The organism is Amycolatopsis sp. NPDC102522 (assembly GCF_055584485.1).
This window is the reverse complement of sequence record NZ_JBVJLY010000018.1, coordinates 51,593-69,651: the sequence shown is the minus strand read 5'-3', so window position 1 is coordinate 69,651 and position 18,059 is coordinate 51,593. Positions and strand designations below refer to the sequence as shown.

17 protein-coding genes are annotated in these 18,059 nt (G+C 68.9%); 9 read left to right on the top strand and 8 right to left on the bottom strand.

The genetic code is table 11. The features are described from left to right. The first annotated feature begins 83 nt into the window (after positions 1-83). Complete coding sequence (gene gcvP / locus ACZ6YV_RS32025) at positions 84-2,963, top strand: aminomethyl-transferring glycine dehydrogenase (protein ID WP_465513169.1); 2,880 nt, start codon at positions 84-86, stop codon at positions 2,961-2,963. Between the two features lie 3 nt (positions 2,964-2,966). On the opposite strand, the gene ACZ6YV_RS32020 is transcribed toward gcvP, so the two are convergent. Further along, on the bottom strand, positions 2,967-3,329 hold the full coding sequence (locus ACZ6YV_RS32020) for a nuclear transport factor 2 family protein (protein ID WP_465513168.1): 363 nt from the start codon (positions 3,327-3,329) through the stop codon (positions 2,967-2,969). Between the two features lie 114 nt (positions 3,330-3,443). Between ACZ6YV_RS32020 and ACZ6YV_RS32015 the strand changes: the two genes are divergently transcribed. Beyond that, entirely contained in the window at positions 3,444-4,271 is an 828-nt protein-coding gene (locus ACZ6YV_RS32015) for a helix-turn-helix domain-containing protein (RefSeq protein WP_465513167.1), read from the top strand. A 48-nt stretch (positions 4,272-4,319) separates the two neighbouring features. Continuing rightward, the gene (locus ACZ6YV_RS32010) at positions 4,320-5,147 is read left to right on the top strand and encodes an aldo/keto reductase (protein WP_378236873.1); all 828 of its coding nucleotides are present in this window, start codon (positions 4,320-4,322) and stop codon (positions 5,145-5,147) included. 57 nt (positions 5,148-5,204) lie between these two features. Here the strand turns inward: ACZ6YV_RS32010 and ACZ6YV_RS32005 are convergent, their stop codons facing one another. From ACZ6YV_RS32005 to ACZ6YV_RS31985, 5 genes are all read right to left on the bottom strand, one after another. Continuing rightward, positions 5,205-5,891: a hypothetical protein gene (locus ACZ6YV_RS32005; RefSeq protein ID WP_465513166.1), complete on the bottom strand. Its 687-nt coding sequence runs from the start codon at positions 5,889-5,891 to the stop codon at positions 5,205-5,207. 93 nt (positions 5,892-5,984) lie between these two features. Then, a complete protein-coding gene (locus tag ACZ6YV_RS32000; protein ID WP_465513165.1) occupies positions 5,985-6,896 on the bottom strand; it encodes a 3-methyladenine DNA glycosylase in 912 nt (303 codons plus the stop codon). After that, a complete protein-coding gene (locus ACZ6YV_RS31995; protein WP_378236870.1) occupies positions 6,893-7,936 on the bottom strand; it encodes a hemolysin family protein in 1,044 nt (347 codons plus the stop codon). Before ACZ6YV_RS31995 ends, ACZ6YV_RS32000 begins: the two co-directional genes overlap by 4 nt. Continuing rightward, the gene (locus ACZ6YV_RS31990) at positions 7,933-9,279 is read right to left on the bottom strand and encodes a hemolysin family protein (protein WP_465513164.1); all 1,347 of its coding nucleotides are present in this window, start codon (positions 9,277-9,279) and stop codon (positions 7,933-7,935) included. Before ACZ6YV_RS31990 ends, ACZ6YV_RS31995 begins: the two co-directional genes overlap by 4 nt. 163 nt (positions 9,280-9,442) lie before the next feature. Then, complete coding sequence (locus tag ACZ6YV_RS31985) at positions 9,443-10,039, bottom strand: TetR/AcrR family transcriptional regulator (protein ID WP_005150059.1); 597 nt, start codon at positions 10,037-10,039, stop codon at positions 9,443-9,445. Positions 10,040-10,241: 202 nt separating this feature from the next. On the opposite strand from ACZ6YV_RS31985, the gene ACZ6YV_RS31980 reads away from it, so the two are divergent. Genes ACZ6YV_RS31980 through ACZ6YV_RS31965 form a run of 4 tightly spaced genes read left to right on the top strand, consistent with a single transcriptional unit; the run spans position 10,242 to position 13,374 of the window. Beyond that, on the top strand, positions 10,242-10,640 hold the full coding sequence (locus ACZ6YV_RS31980) for a hypothetical protein (RefSeq protein ID WP_465513163.1): 399 nt from the start codon (positions 10,242-10,244) through the stop codon (positions 10,638-10,640). A gap of 2 nt (positions 10,641-10,642) precedes the next feature. Continuing rightward, complete coding sequence (locus ACZ6YV_RS31975) at positions 10,643-11,272, top strand: DUF3558 domain-containing protein (RefSeq protein ID WP_465513162.1); 630 nt, start codon at positions 10,643-10,645, stop codon at positions 11,270-11,272. Continuing rightward, positions 11,269-12,618, top strand: a complete 1,350-nt coding sequence (locus ACZ6YV_RS31970) for a hypothetical protein (RefSeq protein WP_465513161.1) — start codon at positions 11,269-11,271, stop codon at positions 12,616-12,618. Before ACZ6YV_RS31975 ends, ACZ6YV_RS31970 begins: the two co-directional genes overlap by 4 nt. Before the next feature lie 24 nt (positions 12,619-12,642). After that, positions 12,643-13,374 (top strand): ESX secretion-associated protein EspG, encoded by a 732-nt coding sequence (locus ACZ6YV_RS31965; RefSeq protein WP_465513245.1) that lies wholly within the window; start codon positions 12,643-12,645, stop codon positions 13,372-13,374. Between the two features lie 4 nt (positions 13,375-13,378). Here the strand turns inward: ACZ6YV_RS31965 and ACZ6YV_RS31960 are convergent, their stop codons facing one another. Further along, complete coding sequence (locus ACZ6YV_RS31960) at positions 13,379-14,212, bottom strand: SCO6745 family protein (protein ID WP_465513160.1); 834 nt, start codon at positions 14,210-14,212, stop codon at positions 13,379-13,381. Positions 14,213-14,583: 371 nt separating this feature from the next. Between ACZ6YV_RS31960 and pip the strand changes: the two genes are divergently transcribed. Then, complete coding sequence (gene pip, locus ACZ6YV_RS31955) at positions 14,584-15,576, top strand: prolyl aminopeptidase (RefSeq protein WP_465513159.1); 993 nt, start codon at positions 14,584-14,586, stop codon at positions 15,574-15,576. Positions 15,577-15,667: 91 nt separating this feature from the next. Here the strand turns inward: pip and ACZ6YV_RS31950 are convergent, their stop codons facing one another. After that, on the bottom strand, positions 15,668-16,858 hold the full coding sequence (locus tag ACZ6YV_RS31950) for a Glu/Leu/Phe/Val dehydrogenase dimerization domain-containing protein (protein WP_465513158.1): 1,191 nt from the start codon (positions 16,856-16,858) through the stop codon (positions 15,668-15,670). Between the two features lie 171 nt (positions 16,859-17,029). On the opposite strand from ACZ6YV_RS31950, the gene ACZ6YV_RS31945 reads away from it, so the two are divergent. Beyond that, entirely contained in the window at positions 17,030-17,953 is a 924-nt protein-coding gene (locus ACZ6YV_RS31945; protein WP_378243695.1) for a LysR family transcriptional regulator, read from the top strand. Positions 17,954-18,059: the final 106 nt, after the last annotated feature.

Here is an 18,059-nt window from a genome sequence, read left to right as displayed (position 1 = left end):
GCGCCCCTTCGGGGGTACGGACAGAGTGGGGAGGGCCAGGACAAGCCGTCCCGGCCCCACCCCCGCGTCTTGGGAGGTCCCCGATGGAGCCCGTGTCACTGGCCGCTCTCGAAACCGGAACTCCCTTCGCGGACCGGCATATCGGCCCCGGTGCCGAAGAGCTCGCGCGCATCCTCGACGTCGTCGGCGTCGCCTCTCTCGACGAGCTCGCCGAGCGGGCCGTCCCCGCGTCGCTGCGGGAATCGGCGACACCGCCGGAGCTGCCGCCGCCCGCCACCGAGACGGGCGCGCTCGCCGAACTCCGCGCCCTGGCCGCGCGCAACCGGCCGATGGTCCAGATGATCGGCCTCGGCTACCACGACACCGTGACCCCGCCGGTGATCCGCCGCAACGTGCTGGAGAGCCCGGCCTGGTACACCGCGTACACGCCGTATCAGCCGGAGATCTCGCAAGGCCGGCTCGAAGCGCTGCTCAACTTCCAGACCATGGTCGCCGACCTGACCGGCCTGCCGATCGCCAACGCGTCGATGCTGGACGAGGCGACCGCGGCGGCGGAGGCGATGACGCTGGTCCGCCGCGCGGGCAAGGCGAAATCGAACCGGTTCGTCGTCGACGAGGACACCCTGCCCCAGACGATCGAGGTCCTGCGCACCCGCGCCGAGCCGCTCGGGATCGAGCTGGTGACCGCGGACCTTTCCCAGGGCATCACCGGCCTCGGCCTCGGCGGCGACTTCTTCGGGGTGCTGCTGTCGTATCCGGGCGCTTCGGGTGCCGTCCGCGAGTGGGACCACACCATCGCCGAGGCCAAGACACTGGGCGCGGCCGTGGTGATGGCCGCGGACCCGCTGGCCCTGACGCTGCTGCGGTCGCCGGGCGAGCTCGGTGCCGACGTCGCGATCGGGTCGACGCAGCGGTTCGGTGTCCCGATGGGCTTCGGTGGCCCGCACGCGGCATATCTCGCCGTCCGGCAGGGCCTCGAACGGCAGCTGCCGGGGCGGCTGGTGGGCGTGTCGAAGGACGCCGACGGCGCGCCCGCGTACCGGCTCGCGCTCCAGACCCGCGAGCAGCACATCCGCCGCGAGAAGGCGACGAGCAACATCTGCACCGCTCAGGTGCTCTTGGCGGTGATCGCGTCGATGTACGCGGTGTACCACGGTCCTGAAGGCTTGCGCGCGATCGCGAACCGCGCGCACCGGATGGCGACCGTGCTCGCGGCGGGGCTCGCCGAAAGCGGTGTCGACGTCGTGCACTGCGAGTTCTTCGACACCGTCATGGTTTCCGTCCCCGGCCGGGCGGCAGGGGTCGTCGGCACGGCTCGGGAACTCGGGGTCAACCTCCGGCTCGTGGACGCCGACCACGTCGCCGTCGCCTGTGACGAGACGACGACCCGCGAGCATCTTTCCCTGGTGTGGAAGGCGTTCGGGGTCGCGGTGTCCGATGTGGACTCCCTCGACGCGGACACCGCCGACGGCTTCCCGCCGGATCTGCGCCGCACCAGCGACTACCTGACGCATCCCGTGTTCCACGCGCACCGTTCGGAGACGGCGTTGCTGCGGTATCTGAGGGCGTTGTCCGACAAGGACGTCGCACTCGACAGGAGCATGATCCCGCTGGGCTCGTGCACGATGAAACTCAACGCCACGGCCGAAATGGAGCCGATCACCTGGCCCGAGTTCGCCGGTCTGCATCCGTTCGCACCCGCCGAAGACGCGGCCGGACTGCTCACCATCGTGAAGGACCTGGAGCGGTGGCTCGCCGGCATCACCGGCTACGACGCGGTTTCCCTGCAACCGAACGCCGGAAGCCAGGGCGAGTTCGCGGGCCTGCTGGCGATCCGGGCCTACCATCGCGAACGCGGGAACGCGGCGCGTGACGTCTGCCTGATCCCGTCGAGCGCGCACGGGACGAACGCGGCCAGCGCGGTCATGGCGGGTATGCGGGTGGTCGTCGTGAAATGCGACGACGAGGGCAACATCGACCTCGGCCATCTCAAGTCCACTGTGGACGAGCACGCGGCCGATCTGGCCGCGATCATGATCACCTATCCCTCGACGCACGGCGTCTACGAGGACACCGTCCGCGAGGTCTGCGCGCTGGTGCACGACGCGGGCGGCCAGGTGTACGTCGACGGGGCCAATCTGAACGCCCTGATCGGCGTGGCGCAGTACGGCAGGTTCGGTGCCGACGTCTCCCATCTCAACCTGCACAAGACCTTCTGCATTCCGCACGGCGGCGGTGGACCCGGCATCGGGCCGATCGGCGTCCGCGCGCACCTGGCGCCGTACCTGCCGAACCACCCGCTGCAGCCGGACGCCGGCCCGGCCACCGGCGTGGGCCCGATCAGCGCCGCGCCGTGGGGGAGCGCGTCGATCCTGCCGATCTCCTGGGCCTACGTCCGGATGATGGGCGCAGAGGGCCTGAGGCGCGCGACGCTGACCGCGGTCGCGAACGCCAACTACGTCGCCAAGCGGCTCGCGGAGCACTACCCGGTGCTGTACTCCGGGCACGACGGCCTGGTCGCGCACGAGTGCATCCTCGACCTCCGCGCGCTCACCAAACGGACCGGTGTCACCGTCGACGACGTCGCCAAGCGGTTGGCCGACTACGGCCTCCACGCGCCGACGATGTCCTTCCCGGTCGCGGGAACCCTCATGGTCGAGCCCACTGAGAGCGAGGACCTCGGCGAACTCGACCGGTTCTGCGACGCGATGATCGCGATCCGCGGCGAGATCGAGAAGGTCGCCGTGGGGGAGTGGCCGGTGGAGACAAGCCCGCTGCGGAACTCGCCGCATACCGCCCGCTGCCTCGTGGGTGAGTGGGATCGCCCGTACAGCAGGGAGATCGCGGTCTTCCCCGCCGGTATCGGGGCGGCGAAGATCTGGCCTCCGGTGCGGCGGATCGACGGGGCCGCGGGTGACCGCAACCTCGTCTGCTCCTGCCCGCCGCCGGAGGCCTTCGCCTGAGCCTCAGCCGGGCATCTTGTCGAGAAAGCCCAGCACCTGCTTGATCCGCCCGTCCTCGACGGTGATGACGTCGAAGCCGATCGCCATCGGCTCTTCCATGCCCTCCGGGCCGAAGTGCCACTGGAACCGCGCGATGTCGTGGTGCGCGTCGGGGGCCGCGGGGAGGCTGAACTTCAGCCCTCCGAGCTGGGCCTGTGCTCCGGCGACCATGCCGTCGACACCGTCGTGGCCGGTGACGGCGTTGAGCGGGTCGGTGTAAGTGGCGTCCTCGGTGAACACTTCGGTGATGAGCGCGCGGCGCTTGTCTGCGTCGGTCTCGTTCCACACGGCGATGTACTGCTCGGCGACGCGCTGGATGTCCGACATGGTGTCTCCTCGTTCTGGTGGTGGGTAACCGATGCCGCAACTCTGTCGGGCGGAGGTGAGGCTCGTCGATTACGCGTGAGGTAATGGCGGCGCGACGGACGTGGCCGTAGGTTCGTGATCGTGACAACCACAGTGACCGCGAGCCGCGCGGGCCGACCTGTCGGCGAACTCCTGCGGGAATGGCGCGATCGCCGCCGGATCAGCCAGCTCGACCTCGCCATCTCCGCGGAGATCTCCACCCGGCACCTGAGCTTCGTGGAGACCGGCCGGTCCAAGCCCAGCCGCGACATGGTGCTGCGGCTCGGCGAACACCTGGAGGTGCCCTTGCGGGAACGCAATCAACTGCTCCTGGCGGCGGGCTACGCGCCCGCGTACGCCGAAAGCGGCCTCGGCGCCCCAGAGATGGCGGCGGTCCGCCAGGCGGTCCGCCAACTGCTGACCAGTCACGAGCCGTACCCGGCCGCCGTCGTCGATCGCTCGTGGAATCTGGTCGACGCCAACGAGAGCGTCTTGATCATGACCCACCTGGTCTCGCCCGCCCTCATGACACCGCCGGTCAATGTCCTGAAGCTGACACTGCATCCCGAGGGAATGGCGCCGCATGTGCTGAACCTGGGGGAGTGGCGCGCCCATCTGCTCGGCAGGCTGCGGCGGCAGGTGGCCCAGACCGCCGATCCGGTGCTGACCGAACTGCTTGAGGAGCTGGTCACCTACCCGTGCGCGGATCCCGTCCCCGAGGTGGAGGTCCCCGGACCGGGCGACATCTTCGTTCCGTTGCGGTTGCGGCACAAGGGCGTCGATCTCACGTTCTTCAGCACGGTCTCCACGTTCGGGACGCCGTTGGACATCACGGTCGCCGAGCTGGTGATCGAGTCGTTCTTCCCGGCCGACACGGCCACGGCGGAGTACTTGCGCGCCTACGCGGCGCGCGGGGTGGAATGATGCGGGGCAAGAAGCCCTGCCGCAGACCCCAGTGAGGATTCCGCTTCCATGGCCGTGCCTTCCGTCGTCCTGAACAACGAGGTAGCCATCCCCCAACTCGGTTTCGGCGTCTGGCAGGTGCCCGCGGGCGACACGGCCAAGGTCGTCCGGACAGCCATCGAGGCCGGGTACCGCAGCATCGACACCGCCGCGTCGTACCGGAACGAAGCCGGTGTCGGCGAGGCGATCCGCTCGGCGGGTGTGCCCCGCGACGAGCTGTTCATCACCACGAAGCTGCCGAATCCGGGCCACGGGTACGACGAGGCGCTCCGTGCGTTCGATGCGAGTCTCGCGGCGCTCGGCCTGGACCGCGTCGACCTTTACCTGATCCACTGGCCGATGCCGACACGCGGCAAATATGTCGAAACCTGGCGGGCACTGGAAAAGCTCTACGCGGACGGCCGGGTGCGGGCCATCGGGGTGTCGAACTTCCATGTCCCGCATCTGCGGCGGCTGTTCGGCGAAACCGGGATCGTGCCCGCGGTCAACCAGGTCGAGCTGCACCCTCGGCTCCAGCAGAAGGCGCTGCGGGAGTTCCACGCCGCGCACGGCATCGTCACCGAGGCGTGGAGCCCGCTGGCGCAGGGTTCCCTGCTCTCGGACGCGACGTTGACCGCGCTCGCGGCCAAGTACGGCAAGAGTCCCGCTCAGCTGGTGCTGCGCTGGCATCTGCAGCTCGGCACGGTGGCCATCCCGAAATCCGTGACCCCGTCCCGGATCCGCGAGAACTTCGACGTCTTCGACTTCGAGCTGGCCGACGACGATCTCGCGGCCCTCGCCGATTTCGACGACGGGACCCGCACCGGCCCCGACCCGGACACCTTCGACCTGGTCTGAGCCGGATGTCATGAAAGGGCCCCTCCCCGCGACGGGAAGGGGCCCTTCAGGCGAAACTCAGGTGGCCTTGATGCCCGCGGCGGCGAAGTCGGCCTGCTGGGCGGGCTGCTGCAGGAACTGCCGGAACGTCTGCGAGGCACGCATCTGGACTTCGTCGATGCTCTTGCCTGCGAGCCCGACGAGCGGGTAGTCGGCCGAACGCGCCGTCGCGACCGACTGGGCGGGCGAACCGACCAGTTCGGGCTTGGCGGTGTTCAGCTCGGTCACCCAGTAGGAGGACTCGGGGATCCAGGCGGCGGGAAGGCCGCCGATGGAATCCAGGTTCGTCCTGCCGACGAGACCGTCGAGCACGGCCGCGGAGGGCAGGGCGTCGATCTGGATGACCACGCAGTGATCGCGGACCACGGTCGCGGCGTTGTTCCACCGCTCGGCCGCCGCCCGGACCGGCTTCTCGATGCTGGGGGTGACGACTACTCGCATCGGGGTGTCGCCGGCGACGCAGGCCTTGGCCTGGGCCTCGGCGCGGGTGCTCAGCTCCCCGTCCGCCCAGTTCCAGCCGAAGACGCCGATGGCGATCAGCGCGACCAGGACCACAGCGGCGATGGGCCACACGGCGACCTTGCGCCGCGGTGCCTTCTTCCCGACGATCCGGTGCGAACCGGTCGCCTCACCGCGCCCCTCGAGCCGCTTCGGCGGGTCGAGGGGATGCGGCACCGGCTCCTCGGCCACGCTGTGTCGCCCCATCGTTGTCCTTTCGAAACGTGCGCGCTCGCGCTGCGTATGCAATCAAACCGTTATCACTCTAACAGGGGAAGATGTTACGGGGAATGCGACGACTCACAGTTGTTTTCTGCGTGTCGCGGGAACTTTCCTTAACCCGCCCAGGAGCCGTTGGCAATGCGCTATCAGGTGCTCACGCAGCGGCGCGGCCCGGTGGGCGAAACCAGCCTGCGCGCGAGCGTACTCGGCCCTGCCTTCCGGGCTCTCGATCCGCACGGGCGAGTACCCGAACGAGGCGAGGTCGTACGGGCTGGCCCGCATGTCGAGCTCCCGGATGTCCGCCGCCAGCTCGAAGCAGTCCCCGACCAGCTCGGCGGGGACGAACGGGTCGAGTTTGTACGCCCACTTGAACAAGTCCATGTTGGCGTGGAGGCAGCCCGGCTGCTCGAACTCGATCTGGTTCTCCCGCTCCGGTCGCAGCGTGTTGCGCGGCCGGGCGGGCTCGGTGAAGAACCGAAAAGCGTCGAAATGTCCGCACCGGATCTCCAGCGACTCGACGACGCCGTCCGTTCCGGTCGAACCGAGCCGGAGCGGAAGTTGTGAGTGACGTACCTCATTCGCGGATTCCCGGTAAACCATTGCCCATTCGTGAAGCCCGAAACAACTGAGCCTCGGCGCGCGGGACGCTGTCGCGGAAAGCAGCCCGAGGACGAATTCGGCGGTCCTGGCCCGGCCCTCGGTGAAGCCCGCCGGATCCAGCATGACTCCGTCCGGCGTGTCGAGGTAGCCCTTCCGCTCCAGGAACCGGCGTGCGGACGGGCCTTCGAGCGCGACGTCCGGCCCCGGCTGCCAGCGTTCGACGTGCCCGGGCCGGTGCGAGTAGTAGGAGAAGAGGAAATCGAGCACCGGATGCTTCTCGCCCCGCGAGCGGCGCCGCTGGTGCGGCGTTGTCCAGCGCCGCATCCTCGTCACGTGGTCGTCCTCCCGAGCCCGCCAGGCGGACTCGGGAAGGACGATCAGGCCGGTCATGACATGACGTGGGTACCGTCGCGGACAGTTCCCACGTATTCCTCGACGAGGTCCTCCAGCGCGACGACGCCGACGGCGGTCCCCGCCGGGCTGAGCGCCCGCGCCAGGTGACTGCCTTCCTTGCGCATCGCCGACAACGCCTCGTCCAGCCGGGCGTCGGCGTGCAGTTCGGTCAGCGCCCGGGTCTTGTCCGACGGCACCACGGTCGTCGGATCCTCGCCCACGAGGTCGAGGATGTCCTTGACGTGGATGTAGCCGGTCAGTGTCCCGTCGTCGGTGCACACCGGGAAGCGGGAGAACCCGGTCGAGGACACCGCGCGCTCGACGTCGCCCAGTGTGGGCGAGCAGGGCAGCGTGGTCAGCTGCGCCGTCGGGACCAGGACGTCGGCCACCGTCTTCTCCACCGACGACAGCGTCTTGCTCAGCCGCTGGTGTTCGGAGTGCTCCAGCAGCCCCTCGCGCCGCGACTCGCTGAGCAGTTCGGCGAGCTCCTCGGAGGTGTAGGCGGTTTCGAGCTCGTCCTTCGGCTCGACCTTGAACACCCGCAGCAGCGAGTTCGCCACGAAGTTCAGCAGCCAGATGAACGGGTTGGCGACCTTCACCCAGGCCACGTGCACCGGGACCAGCCACAGGGCCAGCCGCTCCGGCTCGGCGATCGCGAGGTTCTTCGGCACCATCTCGCCGATGAGGACGTGCAGGATGGTGATGAAGGCCAGCGCGATCGCGAACGAGATCGGATGCAGCAGGACTTCGGGAATCCCGAACAGCTCGAAGAAACCGGCCAGCCGATGCGCGATGGCGGGCTCACCCAGCCGTCCGAGCAGCAGTGAACAGATGGTGATGCCGAGCTGCGCGCCCGCGAGCATCAGCGAGACGTTCCTGCTCGCGTTGATCACGATCTTGGCGCGGGTCTTTCCCTGCTCCAGCAAGGCTTCCAGCCTGTCGCGCCGGGAAGAGATCAGCGCGAACTCCGCGCCGACGAAGAACGCGTTGGCCAGCAGCAGGACCACGACGAGGAAGATGTTGAACCAGTCGCTCATCGGGCGGGCTCCTGCTCGGCGGGTGCGGGGCTTTCCTCGACCCGGTGCACTTCGACCTCGGAGATCCTCAGCCGGTCCATGGTGGTCACCGTGAGCCGCCAGCCGTCGAGGTCGGTGGCGTCACCGGGGGAGGGGATCCGGCCGAGCCGCTCGAGGATCAGCCCGGCGATGGTCTCGTAGTCGCCGTCGGGCATCCGGAACCCGGTCTCGTCGGTCACCTCGTCGGCGCGAAGCTGCCCGGACACGAGCCAGTTTTCGGCGCCGACCTGCTGGGAGGAGGGCGCTTCCCGCCCGTCGTGCTCGTCGCGGACGTCGCCGATGATCTCCTCGACGACGTCCTCCAGGGTCACCAGTCCCGCGGTGCCGCCGTATTCGTCGACGACGATCGCGAGCTGGAACCGGGAGTCGCGCAGCCGGTTGAGCAGTGAGTCGCCCGGCAGCGATTCGGGCACGGTCGGGATCGGCCGCATGACCGAGCCGATCCGCACCGTGGCGCGCTGCGCGGACGGGACGGTGAACGCCTGCTTGATGTGCACCGCGCCCTGCACGTCGTCGAGGTCCTCGGTGTAGACCGGGAAACGCGAAAAGCCGGTGCGGCGCGAGATCTCGATGAGGTCGTTGATCGTGTCGTCCACGGTCAGCGATTCGAGCTGGACGCGCGGGGTCATCAGCTCTTCGGCCGTCCGCTCGCCGAAGCGCAGCGACTTGTCCAGCAGTTCGGCCGTCGACGTGTCGAGGGTGCCGCTTTCGGCACTGGAGCGCACGATCGAGCCGAGTTCCTGCGGCGACCGGGCGGACCGCAGCTCTTCCTGCGGTTCGACGCCGAACTTGCGGACCAGGAAGTTGGCGCTGTTGTTCATCAGGGTGATGAGCCAGCGGAACAGTGACGAGAACCGCGAGTGGTATCCCGCCACGGCGCGCGCGGTCTGCAGCGGCCGGGCGATCGCGAGGTTCTTCGGCATCATCTCGCCGAGGATCATCGACAGCGACGTCGCCAGGATCAGCGCGACAGCCAGTGACACGCCGTTCGCGACGCCTTCGGAGAATCCGACGGCGGTGAACAGCGGGTGCAGCAGGTCGCCGATCACCGGTTCCGCGAGGTAACCGGTGATCAGGGTGGTGATGGTGATCGCCACCTGGGCGCCGGAGAGCTGGAACGAGAGGGTGCGGTGCGCCTTCTGCACGGTGTGCGCGCGACGGTCGCCGACCTGGCGGACGTTCGCGTCGACCGTGCTGCGCTCGAGCGCGGTGAGGGAGAACTCAGCGGCTACGGCGAGGCCGGTACCCACGGTCAGCAGGAGGAACAGGAGAATGCCGAGAACGGCGAGCAGGATTTCCATCATTTCCTGCCGGCGGGGACGGGATCGGCAAGAAGGTCCGCGGAACAGCCGGGTTTGCCACCCGGCTCGATACTGTCACCAGGTGACTGCGCGTCGCGCACGAAAAGAGTCACTCCTCAATCGGGATCAACAGACACCGCCGCTGTACTGCGGCGATAGGACAATCTTAACGTGTTCCCCCGGCCGCGTGGGCGCGGTGCCGCCGCACGCTCTCCTCGACCAGGTCGAGGACGGGACCGAGATCGTCACCGGGCTGGCCCATCGCGAGGTGGGAGACGAGTCCTTCGAGGACCAGTTCGAGGTACGCGGTCAGGACGTCCACGTCGACGTCGTCACGCAGGATCCCGGCGTCGCGCTGCCGCAGCAGACGGCGGCGGGTCGCGGCGGTCAGCTGGTGGGATCGCTCGGCCCAGCGGGCGCGGAACTCGGGGTCGGTGCGCAGCCGCCGGGAGACCTCCAGCCGCGTGCCGAGCCAGTCGGCGGGGTGCTCGCTGCGGTTCGACAGCAGTTCGCGCATCACCTGGACGAGACCCTGCTCGGCGACGATGTCGGCCATGCGGACCGCGTCGTCCTCTGCCAACGCCAGGAAAAGGGACTCCTTGTCGCGGAAATGGTGGAAGATCGCGCCGCGGGAAAGGCCGGTGGCTTCCTCCAGCCGCCTGACGGTGGCACCCTCGTAGCCATAGCGTGCGAAGCACACGCGGGAGCCGTCGAGGATCTGGCGCCGGCGTGCGTCGAGGTGATCCTGGCTGACCCGTGGCATCCTGGAATCCTGTCACCGAAGACCGGGTTAATGCAATCCGTACGTACGTACTGTGATCAGTTCGCGGGATGATTGGTCCATCCGGGAACCGGAAGGTTCCGAAACACGTCCGATCACTCGGCCGGATCGGCTGACACGCAGTCCGCCGCTTGGCTACTCTTTGTCCATCACGGTGAGTGAGTGCTGAGGGGAAGGTGCGGGCGTGAACATCATCGACGACGCCGCGAGCGCGATCAAGGCCGTCTGGGGCGACCTGACCACGCCGAAGGAACCGACCGTTTACGGCGGTGGGGGCGGCGGTGGTGGCGGGTTCGAGATGAGTCCAGAGGAGCTGAAGACCGTCATCGGGCTCTGGGAAGACGAACTGAAGAAGGTCGCCAAAGACGGTGACAAGATCGAGCTCATCATGCAGGACCTGATGCCGCCGGGTCAGGACGAAGCCAGCTCCAGCTACGTGAACTCCGGTATCGACTCGCTGCTGTCCCTGCAGAAGCAGAACGACTCGATGAAGGCCTACATCGAGGGCTACATCGCCAAGCTCGAAGTCGCCCGTTCGAAGACCATGGCGACCGACGCGGCCAACACCATGCGCACGACCTGAGGATGCCGAACGTGTTGAGGAATCGCGCCGCGGTGGCGGCGCTCATGCTCGTTTCCGTCGCGGTCGCCGGTTGCACGGGGGAGAACCCTGGCACGCCGACGCCGACCCCGGGAACGTCGGCATCGTCGGGTTCGTCCGCCGCGCCGGAGGACCCGAACGTCCCGAAGGTGGCGGTTCCGCTGGACGCCTCGGCGTACGTCGGTGATGTGTGCAAGCTGCTTCCCGCGGCCATGACCGCGGAATTGGGGCTCGAGCCTGGCGAGTCGAGCGGCGACAACGACACCAGCAACCCTGACTGCAGTTGGCGGATGCCAGGCAAGGCCGACGAACTGCATCTCATCCTCGGCAGCGGTAACCGTGAAAAGGGCATGGGCGGTCTGGCAGGTCTGCACAAGGCGAAGAAATCCGGGCAGTTGCGGTTCCTGGAGCCCGGCCCCGAGGTCGACGGCTATCCGACCGTCTATTTCGGACTGCAGGACCGGCGGGCGAGCGGAAACTGCGACCTCGCGGTCGGCGTCGCCGACGATCTGTCGGTCAGTGTGCATGCCGGGAGCTGGGACAACGAACAACAAGCCTGCGGGAACGCGAAGAAGGCCGTGTCGGCCATAATCAAGACACTCAAGGGGGCATGAGGGTGGACGGCAAACAGATCTACGAGAACTTCACCCAGGGCGACACCCGCAACCTGCGCAGCGCGGCCGAGCGCGTCGCGGAACTCTCGGACGCCTACGTCGAGCGCGGTATGGCGATCAAGGGTCTGCAGTCGCGGATGACGGCGTCCTGGACCGGGTCCGCGGCCGACGCGGCGAACGCCGGCGCGGGCCCACTGGAGCAGGCCTTCAAGGAGACTGCGGATCCGCTGTTCACCACGAGGGACTCTGTCTCCGTGCAGGCCGACAGCTTCGACGATTCGGGGTCGTCCGTCGTCCCCGTGCCGCCGAAGCCGGACAAGCCCAACCCCTGGAGCACCGGCCTGAAGGGCGCGATCCCGATCGCCGGGCCGTTCATGGTCAACAACGACATCAAGAACTACCAAGAAGGCGTCGCGAAGCACGAGGCGGCGAACCAGAACAACGTCCGCGTGATGGACCAGTACGACTCGGTCACCACCAGCACGAGTTCCAGCCTGCCGACCGACTACGGCGTGCTGAAGAACGACGGTGCGAACGTCAGCGTCAAGGTCGGTGGCGGTCCGCCGCCGATCCACCCGCCGATCCTGCCGCCGGTCATCCCGGTGAAGCCGGGCCGGAACGGTGGCGGGGACGACAACGACGGCACCGACACCAGCGGTACGGACGACAACGGCACCGACCGGAACCAGAACAAGCCGGGCGGCGACCACAACCAGACCAAGCCGGGCTCGACCGATGATCGTCCGGTCAACCCGAAGGACCGGCCGAATCCCCCGGACATCACCACGCCCACGAGGAAACCGGGCCCGGGGGACACGACGCTCCCGTCCGGCGGCGGACGCGGCAGGACCGGCGGGGGGACCACGGAGATCCCGGGCCGGACCCCCGGACGCGGCACCGGCGACCTGGACAACGTCATCGGCCTGCCGAACAGCACCGGTCAGAACTACGGCCCCGGTGGCGGCGGGCCCAACCAGCCCGGCGGTGGCGGGGGACGCAACGTTCCCGGGCCCAACACCGCCGCGGGCAGGCTTCTCGGCGGCGAAGGCGGTCCCGGTGGTCGCGCGGGCGGTCCCGGTGGAACCGGTTCCGGCGGTCTTGGCGGCGGCAGGGGCTCCGGCATGGGTGGCCTCGGCGGCGGCATGGGCGGTGCCGACCATCTGGCCGGTGGCCGTGGCGCGGGAGGTCGCGGCGGCGGCCAGATGGGCCCGATGGGTGCGGGCGGCAGGCGCGCCGAGGGTGACGAGGACGACGAGCATCAGCGTCCCGACTACCTCATCGAGGCCGACCCTGACGCGATCTTCGGCACCGACCAGCGGACCAGCCCGCCGGTCATCGGCGAGTAGCGGATGACCGTCAGAACAGGCCGGGTGGACGTCCCGGTCGAAGCCTTGGCGGTGCTCGCCGAACGCGAACGCGTCGGCGACCTGCACATCACGCTGCGTCCCGAACCGCGCTGGCTGTCCAGGACGGCCCGCGCGGAGGCGGACAAGCGAGTGGAAGCCGCGTTGGCGCAAGCCGGGCTGCTGGACTCGAGCGGCCGCGCGTCGGTCGACTTCCTCGACTGGCTCCCGGTGCTCACGAAACCGGCCATCGAGTACTACGGCTGGGTGAACACCGGGGGTGAGACGTACGGCCTTCTCGCCGCCTCCCTGGGGCTGCAGGCGGTGCTCGCGGTGTCGTCCGGCGACTGGGTCGGGCTGCAGGAGATCGACCGCCGGCGGCTGCCCGAGACACTGATCGAGCAACTGCCGCCCGTTCCCGCGGGCGGTGGCAGGCTGCGCACGATCCGCGCGTACGAACTCGAAGAGGCGGCTCGGCGCGGCCCGGACACGCATTCGTTACCGCCGGTGATCGCCGACATCGTCAGCCTCGTGCAGCGGCCGGTCGAGGGTAGCGGTGAGCTCTACGTCGGCAAGCGGGACGAAGTCGGCAGGCACGTGGCCGTCGAGGATCCGCTCCACTTCGCCGACACCGACTGGGGCCGGTACCTCAGCTACACGACCGGGCAAGGTCACGACGCGGTGGTCCACATCGGACCCGCCGGGCAGGGGGAGCTGGCAGACGCGCTTCGGCACGTGTCCAGCACCTTGGGCAGCTAGGTCGTCACCACGGGAAGTCCGCCTGGACGGCGGCCGAGATCGGCCTGAGGTCGGTGACCAGACGGTCGAGATCGCCGGCGTCCAGGGCGCCGTACGGCGCTTCCGCGAGCCTGTCGGTCATCGCCTCGACGCGTTCCTTCGCGGCCCGTCCGGCGGCGGTGAGCCAGCCGTCGCTCCCGATGAGGCCGCGGTCGCGCATGCCGTCGATGACGGAGGTCAGCTGCGCGGCGGGAAGATGGCTGACCCTGCCGAACTCGTGCGCGGGCATGTCGATGGACAGGGCGTGGAGGACGTGGGCCTCGGTCCCGCCGATGCCCTCGGCCAGCAAAGCGACGATGTGGCCGTCGCCGCGGTGCTCGCGGAGCAGGGTGGCGGCGTGCCACAGCCGGGCCAGGGGCTCCTGCGGTACCGGGAGCGTGCGGAGGGCGGCGTAGAGAGCGCGTCCCTCCACCGGTGCGCTGATGCCTGCCTTCAGCAGGAGATCGGCGGCGTGCTCGACACCGGGGGCGTCGGCGAGGTCACCGAGGATCCGCCGTAGCCCCGCGACGCATCCCCGTTCGCGGGCGGCCAGCGCCGCCTCTGGCGTGGTCAGCTCCCAGACCTTCGGGATGTGCCGGGCCACCTCGCCCGGGGCGAAGTTGTAGAAGACCGCGTGGACCACCTCGGCAGGCACCGACCGGCCGAACGGCGCGGCCCGTCCGGCGAAGTAGGCGTCCCACTGGTTGCGCAGCCCGAGCGCGATCAGGGCCTGGTCCGACTCGTCGGCGAGGTAGGGCACCAGACCGATGGGCTCGATCAGTTCGTACATGCGGCGGGCGACGGGTTCCTGGTGAGACATCTGATCCCCTGTGGCTCTTGGCGGCGCCCTTCGTGGCGGCCGCTCACCCCCTCCACGAACGGCTCAGGCCGGATCCGACACTCGAGCCTCAAGATCTTTTCGAGAGGTCCAGGTCGTGAGCGGCGATTCGTGGTCTAACGGGGTAGGGCCAACGTGGCGTGCCGTCGAGGTGTGCGCCGAATGTGGCGTTGGGGACGGTGAGTGTCCCCAATGCCACATCGGGGGCATCTGGGGTTCGGTGACTCGATGTCGTGTCGTGAAGGGAACCTTCCCCGCTAGTGAGGCGACGAAAGTCCCGAATCGCCACTCACGACCAACCCGGCCTGCCGCACGAGAAAATCCTGCGCGACGAGGCACCCTCCGGGGCTATTGTGACAGCGCTGTTGTATTTCTGGCGGGTCTGGGAGGACGAGAACGTGACACGGCTGTATCCGGAAATCGAACCGCACGACCACGGGATGCTCGACGTCGGCGACGGGCACCTCGTGTACTGGGAGGTCTGCGGGAACCCCGACGGCAAACCCGCCGTCACGCTGCACGGCGGCCCGGGCACCGGCTGCAGCACGGGCCTGCGCCGCTACTTCGACCCGGCCAAGTACCGGGTGGTGCTGTTCGACCAGCGAGGCTGCGGCCGGAGCACGCCGCACGCGGGGGAGCCCGAGGCCGACCTCTCGGCCAACACCACCGACCACCTGATCGCCGACATGGAGCGGCTTCGCGAGCATCTGGGCATCGAGAAGTGGCTGCTCTTCGGCGGCTCCTGGGGCTCGGCGCTCGCGCTGGTCTATGCCGAGCGGCATCCGGACCGGGTCTCGGAGATGGTCCTGATGGGCTTGGCCACCGGCCGACGGAGCGAGACGGACCTGCTCACCCGCGGTCTCGGCGGTGTTTTCCCCGAGGCCTGGGCCAAGTTCCGCGAAGGCGTTCCCGAAGAGGATCGCGACGGCGATCTGGCGGCGGCGTATCTCAAGCTGCTCATGGATCCGGACCCGGCGGTGCACGAGAAAGCGGCCGCGGACTGGTGTGCCTGGGAGGACGCGATCATCCCGACTTCACCGCCGTACAAGAGCTTCGAGACGGCGAAGTTCCGGCTCGCCTTCGCCAGGCTCGTCACGCACTACTGGAGCCAGGGGTCCTTTTTGGACGAAGGCGTCGTCCTGCGGGAGGCCAAGACGCTGGCCCATATCCCGGCCGTACTCGCCGAAGGCTGCCTCGACCTGAATCATCTGATCGGTACCCCGTGGGAGCTGGCGCACGCCTGGCCGGGCAGCGAACTGGTCATCATCGACGAGGTCGGCCACAGCACCCAGGACGAGCCGATGCGCGAAGTTCTCATCGGCGCTACGGACCGCTTCGCCTCCTGACGCACCGAACGCCCGTGGAAGGTGTGACAAGGGAAGATTTCGGACGTTGAACGTCCGAAATCTTCCCCGCTCGGCTGTCACGCGCGAACTGTCAGGGAATCACCAGCACGGGGGCGGTTTCCGGGGTAGTGGCCGCGTCCGAACGGGTGGTTTCGGCGAGCCGCAGGCCCGTGGTGCGGGGTGCGATTCGGTCGAGGTTCCACGAGCTCAGCAGCAGCGCCACCTTCGCCCGCATCTCGGTCCGCAGCCGCAGGAACGAGTCGGCGGGATCGGCGCCGACCTCGCCGAGCAGGAGCCACCAGGCCCACGCGGCCGCGCCGGCGTTGGCGACGAAGTCCGGGATCACCGGGATGCCACGTGCGGCCAGGCCCGCTTCGGCGTCCGGGGTGGTCGCCGCGTTGGCCGCCTCGATGACGACCTTCGCCTTGACCACGCCCTGGTTCCCGGCGCGTAGCGCGTAGGAGATCGCCGCCGGGACGAAGATGTCGGCGTCCGTCGCGACGATCTCGTCGCGGGGGAGCAACTGGACATCCGACGGCAGCCTGCTCCGGTCGATTTCGCCGTACTCGTCGCGCAGGTCCAGCAGCGCGGGGATGTCGAGGCCTTCCGGCCGGTACAGCGTCCCGGCGGCGTCGGCGACCGCGACGACGGTCATTCCGGCTTCGTGCAGGTACCAGGCCGCGCCGCCGCCCATCGTGCCGATGCCCTGGATGGCGACCGTGGTCTTCTCGACCGGCCATTCCCACGCGTCGGCGACGCCGAGACAGGCTTGTGCGACGCCGTAGCCGCCGACGACGTCGCCGAGCAGGAGCCCGCCGGGGACCGGGGTGCTCAACCCTGCCTGAACGCGGCGAAGGGTGTGTGCCGGATCGGCCGAACGGCGGATGGCGGCGTGGTACGACTGATCGAGCCCCAGTTTCGCGAACACCTCGTCGATCAGGTGCTGCGGCACACCGAGATCCTCGGCGGTCACCCAGTGGTTGTCGATCCACGGTCGCAGGAACGCGCAGAACCGTTCCAGCACACCGAAAGCGCGTTCGTCCTTCGGGTCGAAGTCGATGCCGCCCTTGGCCCCGCCGACAGGCAGGCCGAAGGTCGCGGTCTTGTTCGCCATCCCCCTCGCCAGGTCCTCGACCTCCGTCATCGTGCAGCCCGCGCGCATCCGGGTCCCGCCTGTCGCGATGCCGGAAACCAGGCTGTGCACTACGAGAAAGCCGGTGGCACCGGTGACGGCGTCGGTCCAGATGAGCCTCATCAGCGGTTCGGCGTTCCTCGCGGCCATGTGGCCACCTCCTTCGGGATCCGGGGTCGTGCTGCGCCACTTCCGAGGGTGCGCCCGGGCGGGTGCGGACGTCCATTTACCGAATCTGAACGATGATGTGCAGAAAAACTGGTGTAACGCCGCCCGACGCGTCGTCCGGCACCCGCCACCTCGCCCGATTACGTTGGGGGCATGGAGCTTTCGTTGCACCGCCTGCGGATGCTCCGCGAGCTGAGCAGGCGCGGCACCGTCACGGCGGCCGCGGCATCGCTGCATTACACCGCTTCGGCGGTTTCGCAGCAGCTGGCTCAGTTGGAGCGGGACGTGGGTGCGAAGCTGTTCGAACGGTTCGGAAGACGGGTACAGCTGACCGAACTGGGGCTGCTGCTCACCGAGCACGCCGAGGAGATCCTGGGGTCGGTCGAGCGGGCGACACTGGCACTGGAGGAGGCGCAGGAGACCGTCTCGGTCCGGCTCATGGCCGGGGTGTGGGCGTCGGTCGCTTCGGGGCTGCTGCCGCCCGCGCTGGCCGCGCTGGCTGGCGCGCATCCGGGGATCCAGGTCCGGACCCGCGAGCTGGCACCCGAGGACACCGCCGACGCCGTCCGTGACGGCGAACTGGACCTGTCGTTCGTGATCGACTATTCCGACGCGCCGATGCCGTGGGACGCCGGGCTGGAGCGCGCGGTGATCGCGGTCGAACGGCTGCACGCCGCGGTGCCCGCCGGTGCCGTTCCCTCGGGCAGCGCGTCCCTGCCCGAACTGGCCGAGCATCCCTGGATCCTCGCCAGCCCGAAGAGTCACTTCGGCCGCGCGGTGCGCACGGCGTGTCACCGGCACGGGTTCGAGCCCAAGATCAACCACGAGGTCGAGGAGCAGTCGACGGCGATGGCGATGGTCCGGGCCGGGCTCGGGGTGACCCTCGTCTCGGATCTCGGACTGGGTCTCCGGCCGCCGGGGATCGACGTCGTCGCGTTGACCACACCGTTGCTTCGAACGGTTTCGATCGCCTATCGCAGGACCACGTCGCGGCGGCCGGCCCTGCAGCTGGTGATCGGGGCGGTCCGTGACGCGGCCGCGGCGCTGGGCCTGGGCACCGAGCCCGCTTTGCCCTGATTCGTCCCGTCCTAAAAGGTGGTCCGCGAATCCTGCCCGGCAAGAACGCACCTGAATTTGTCGGACCCCGCGTGTAGCGTCCGAAGTCAAGGTTTCTCAGTTATCG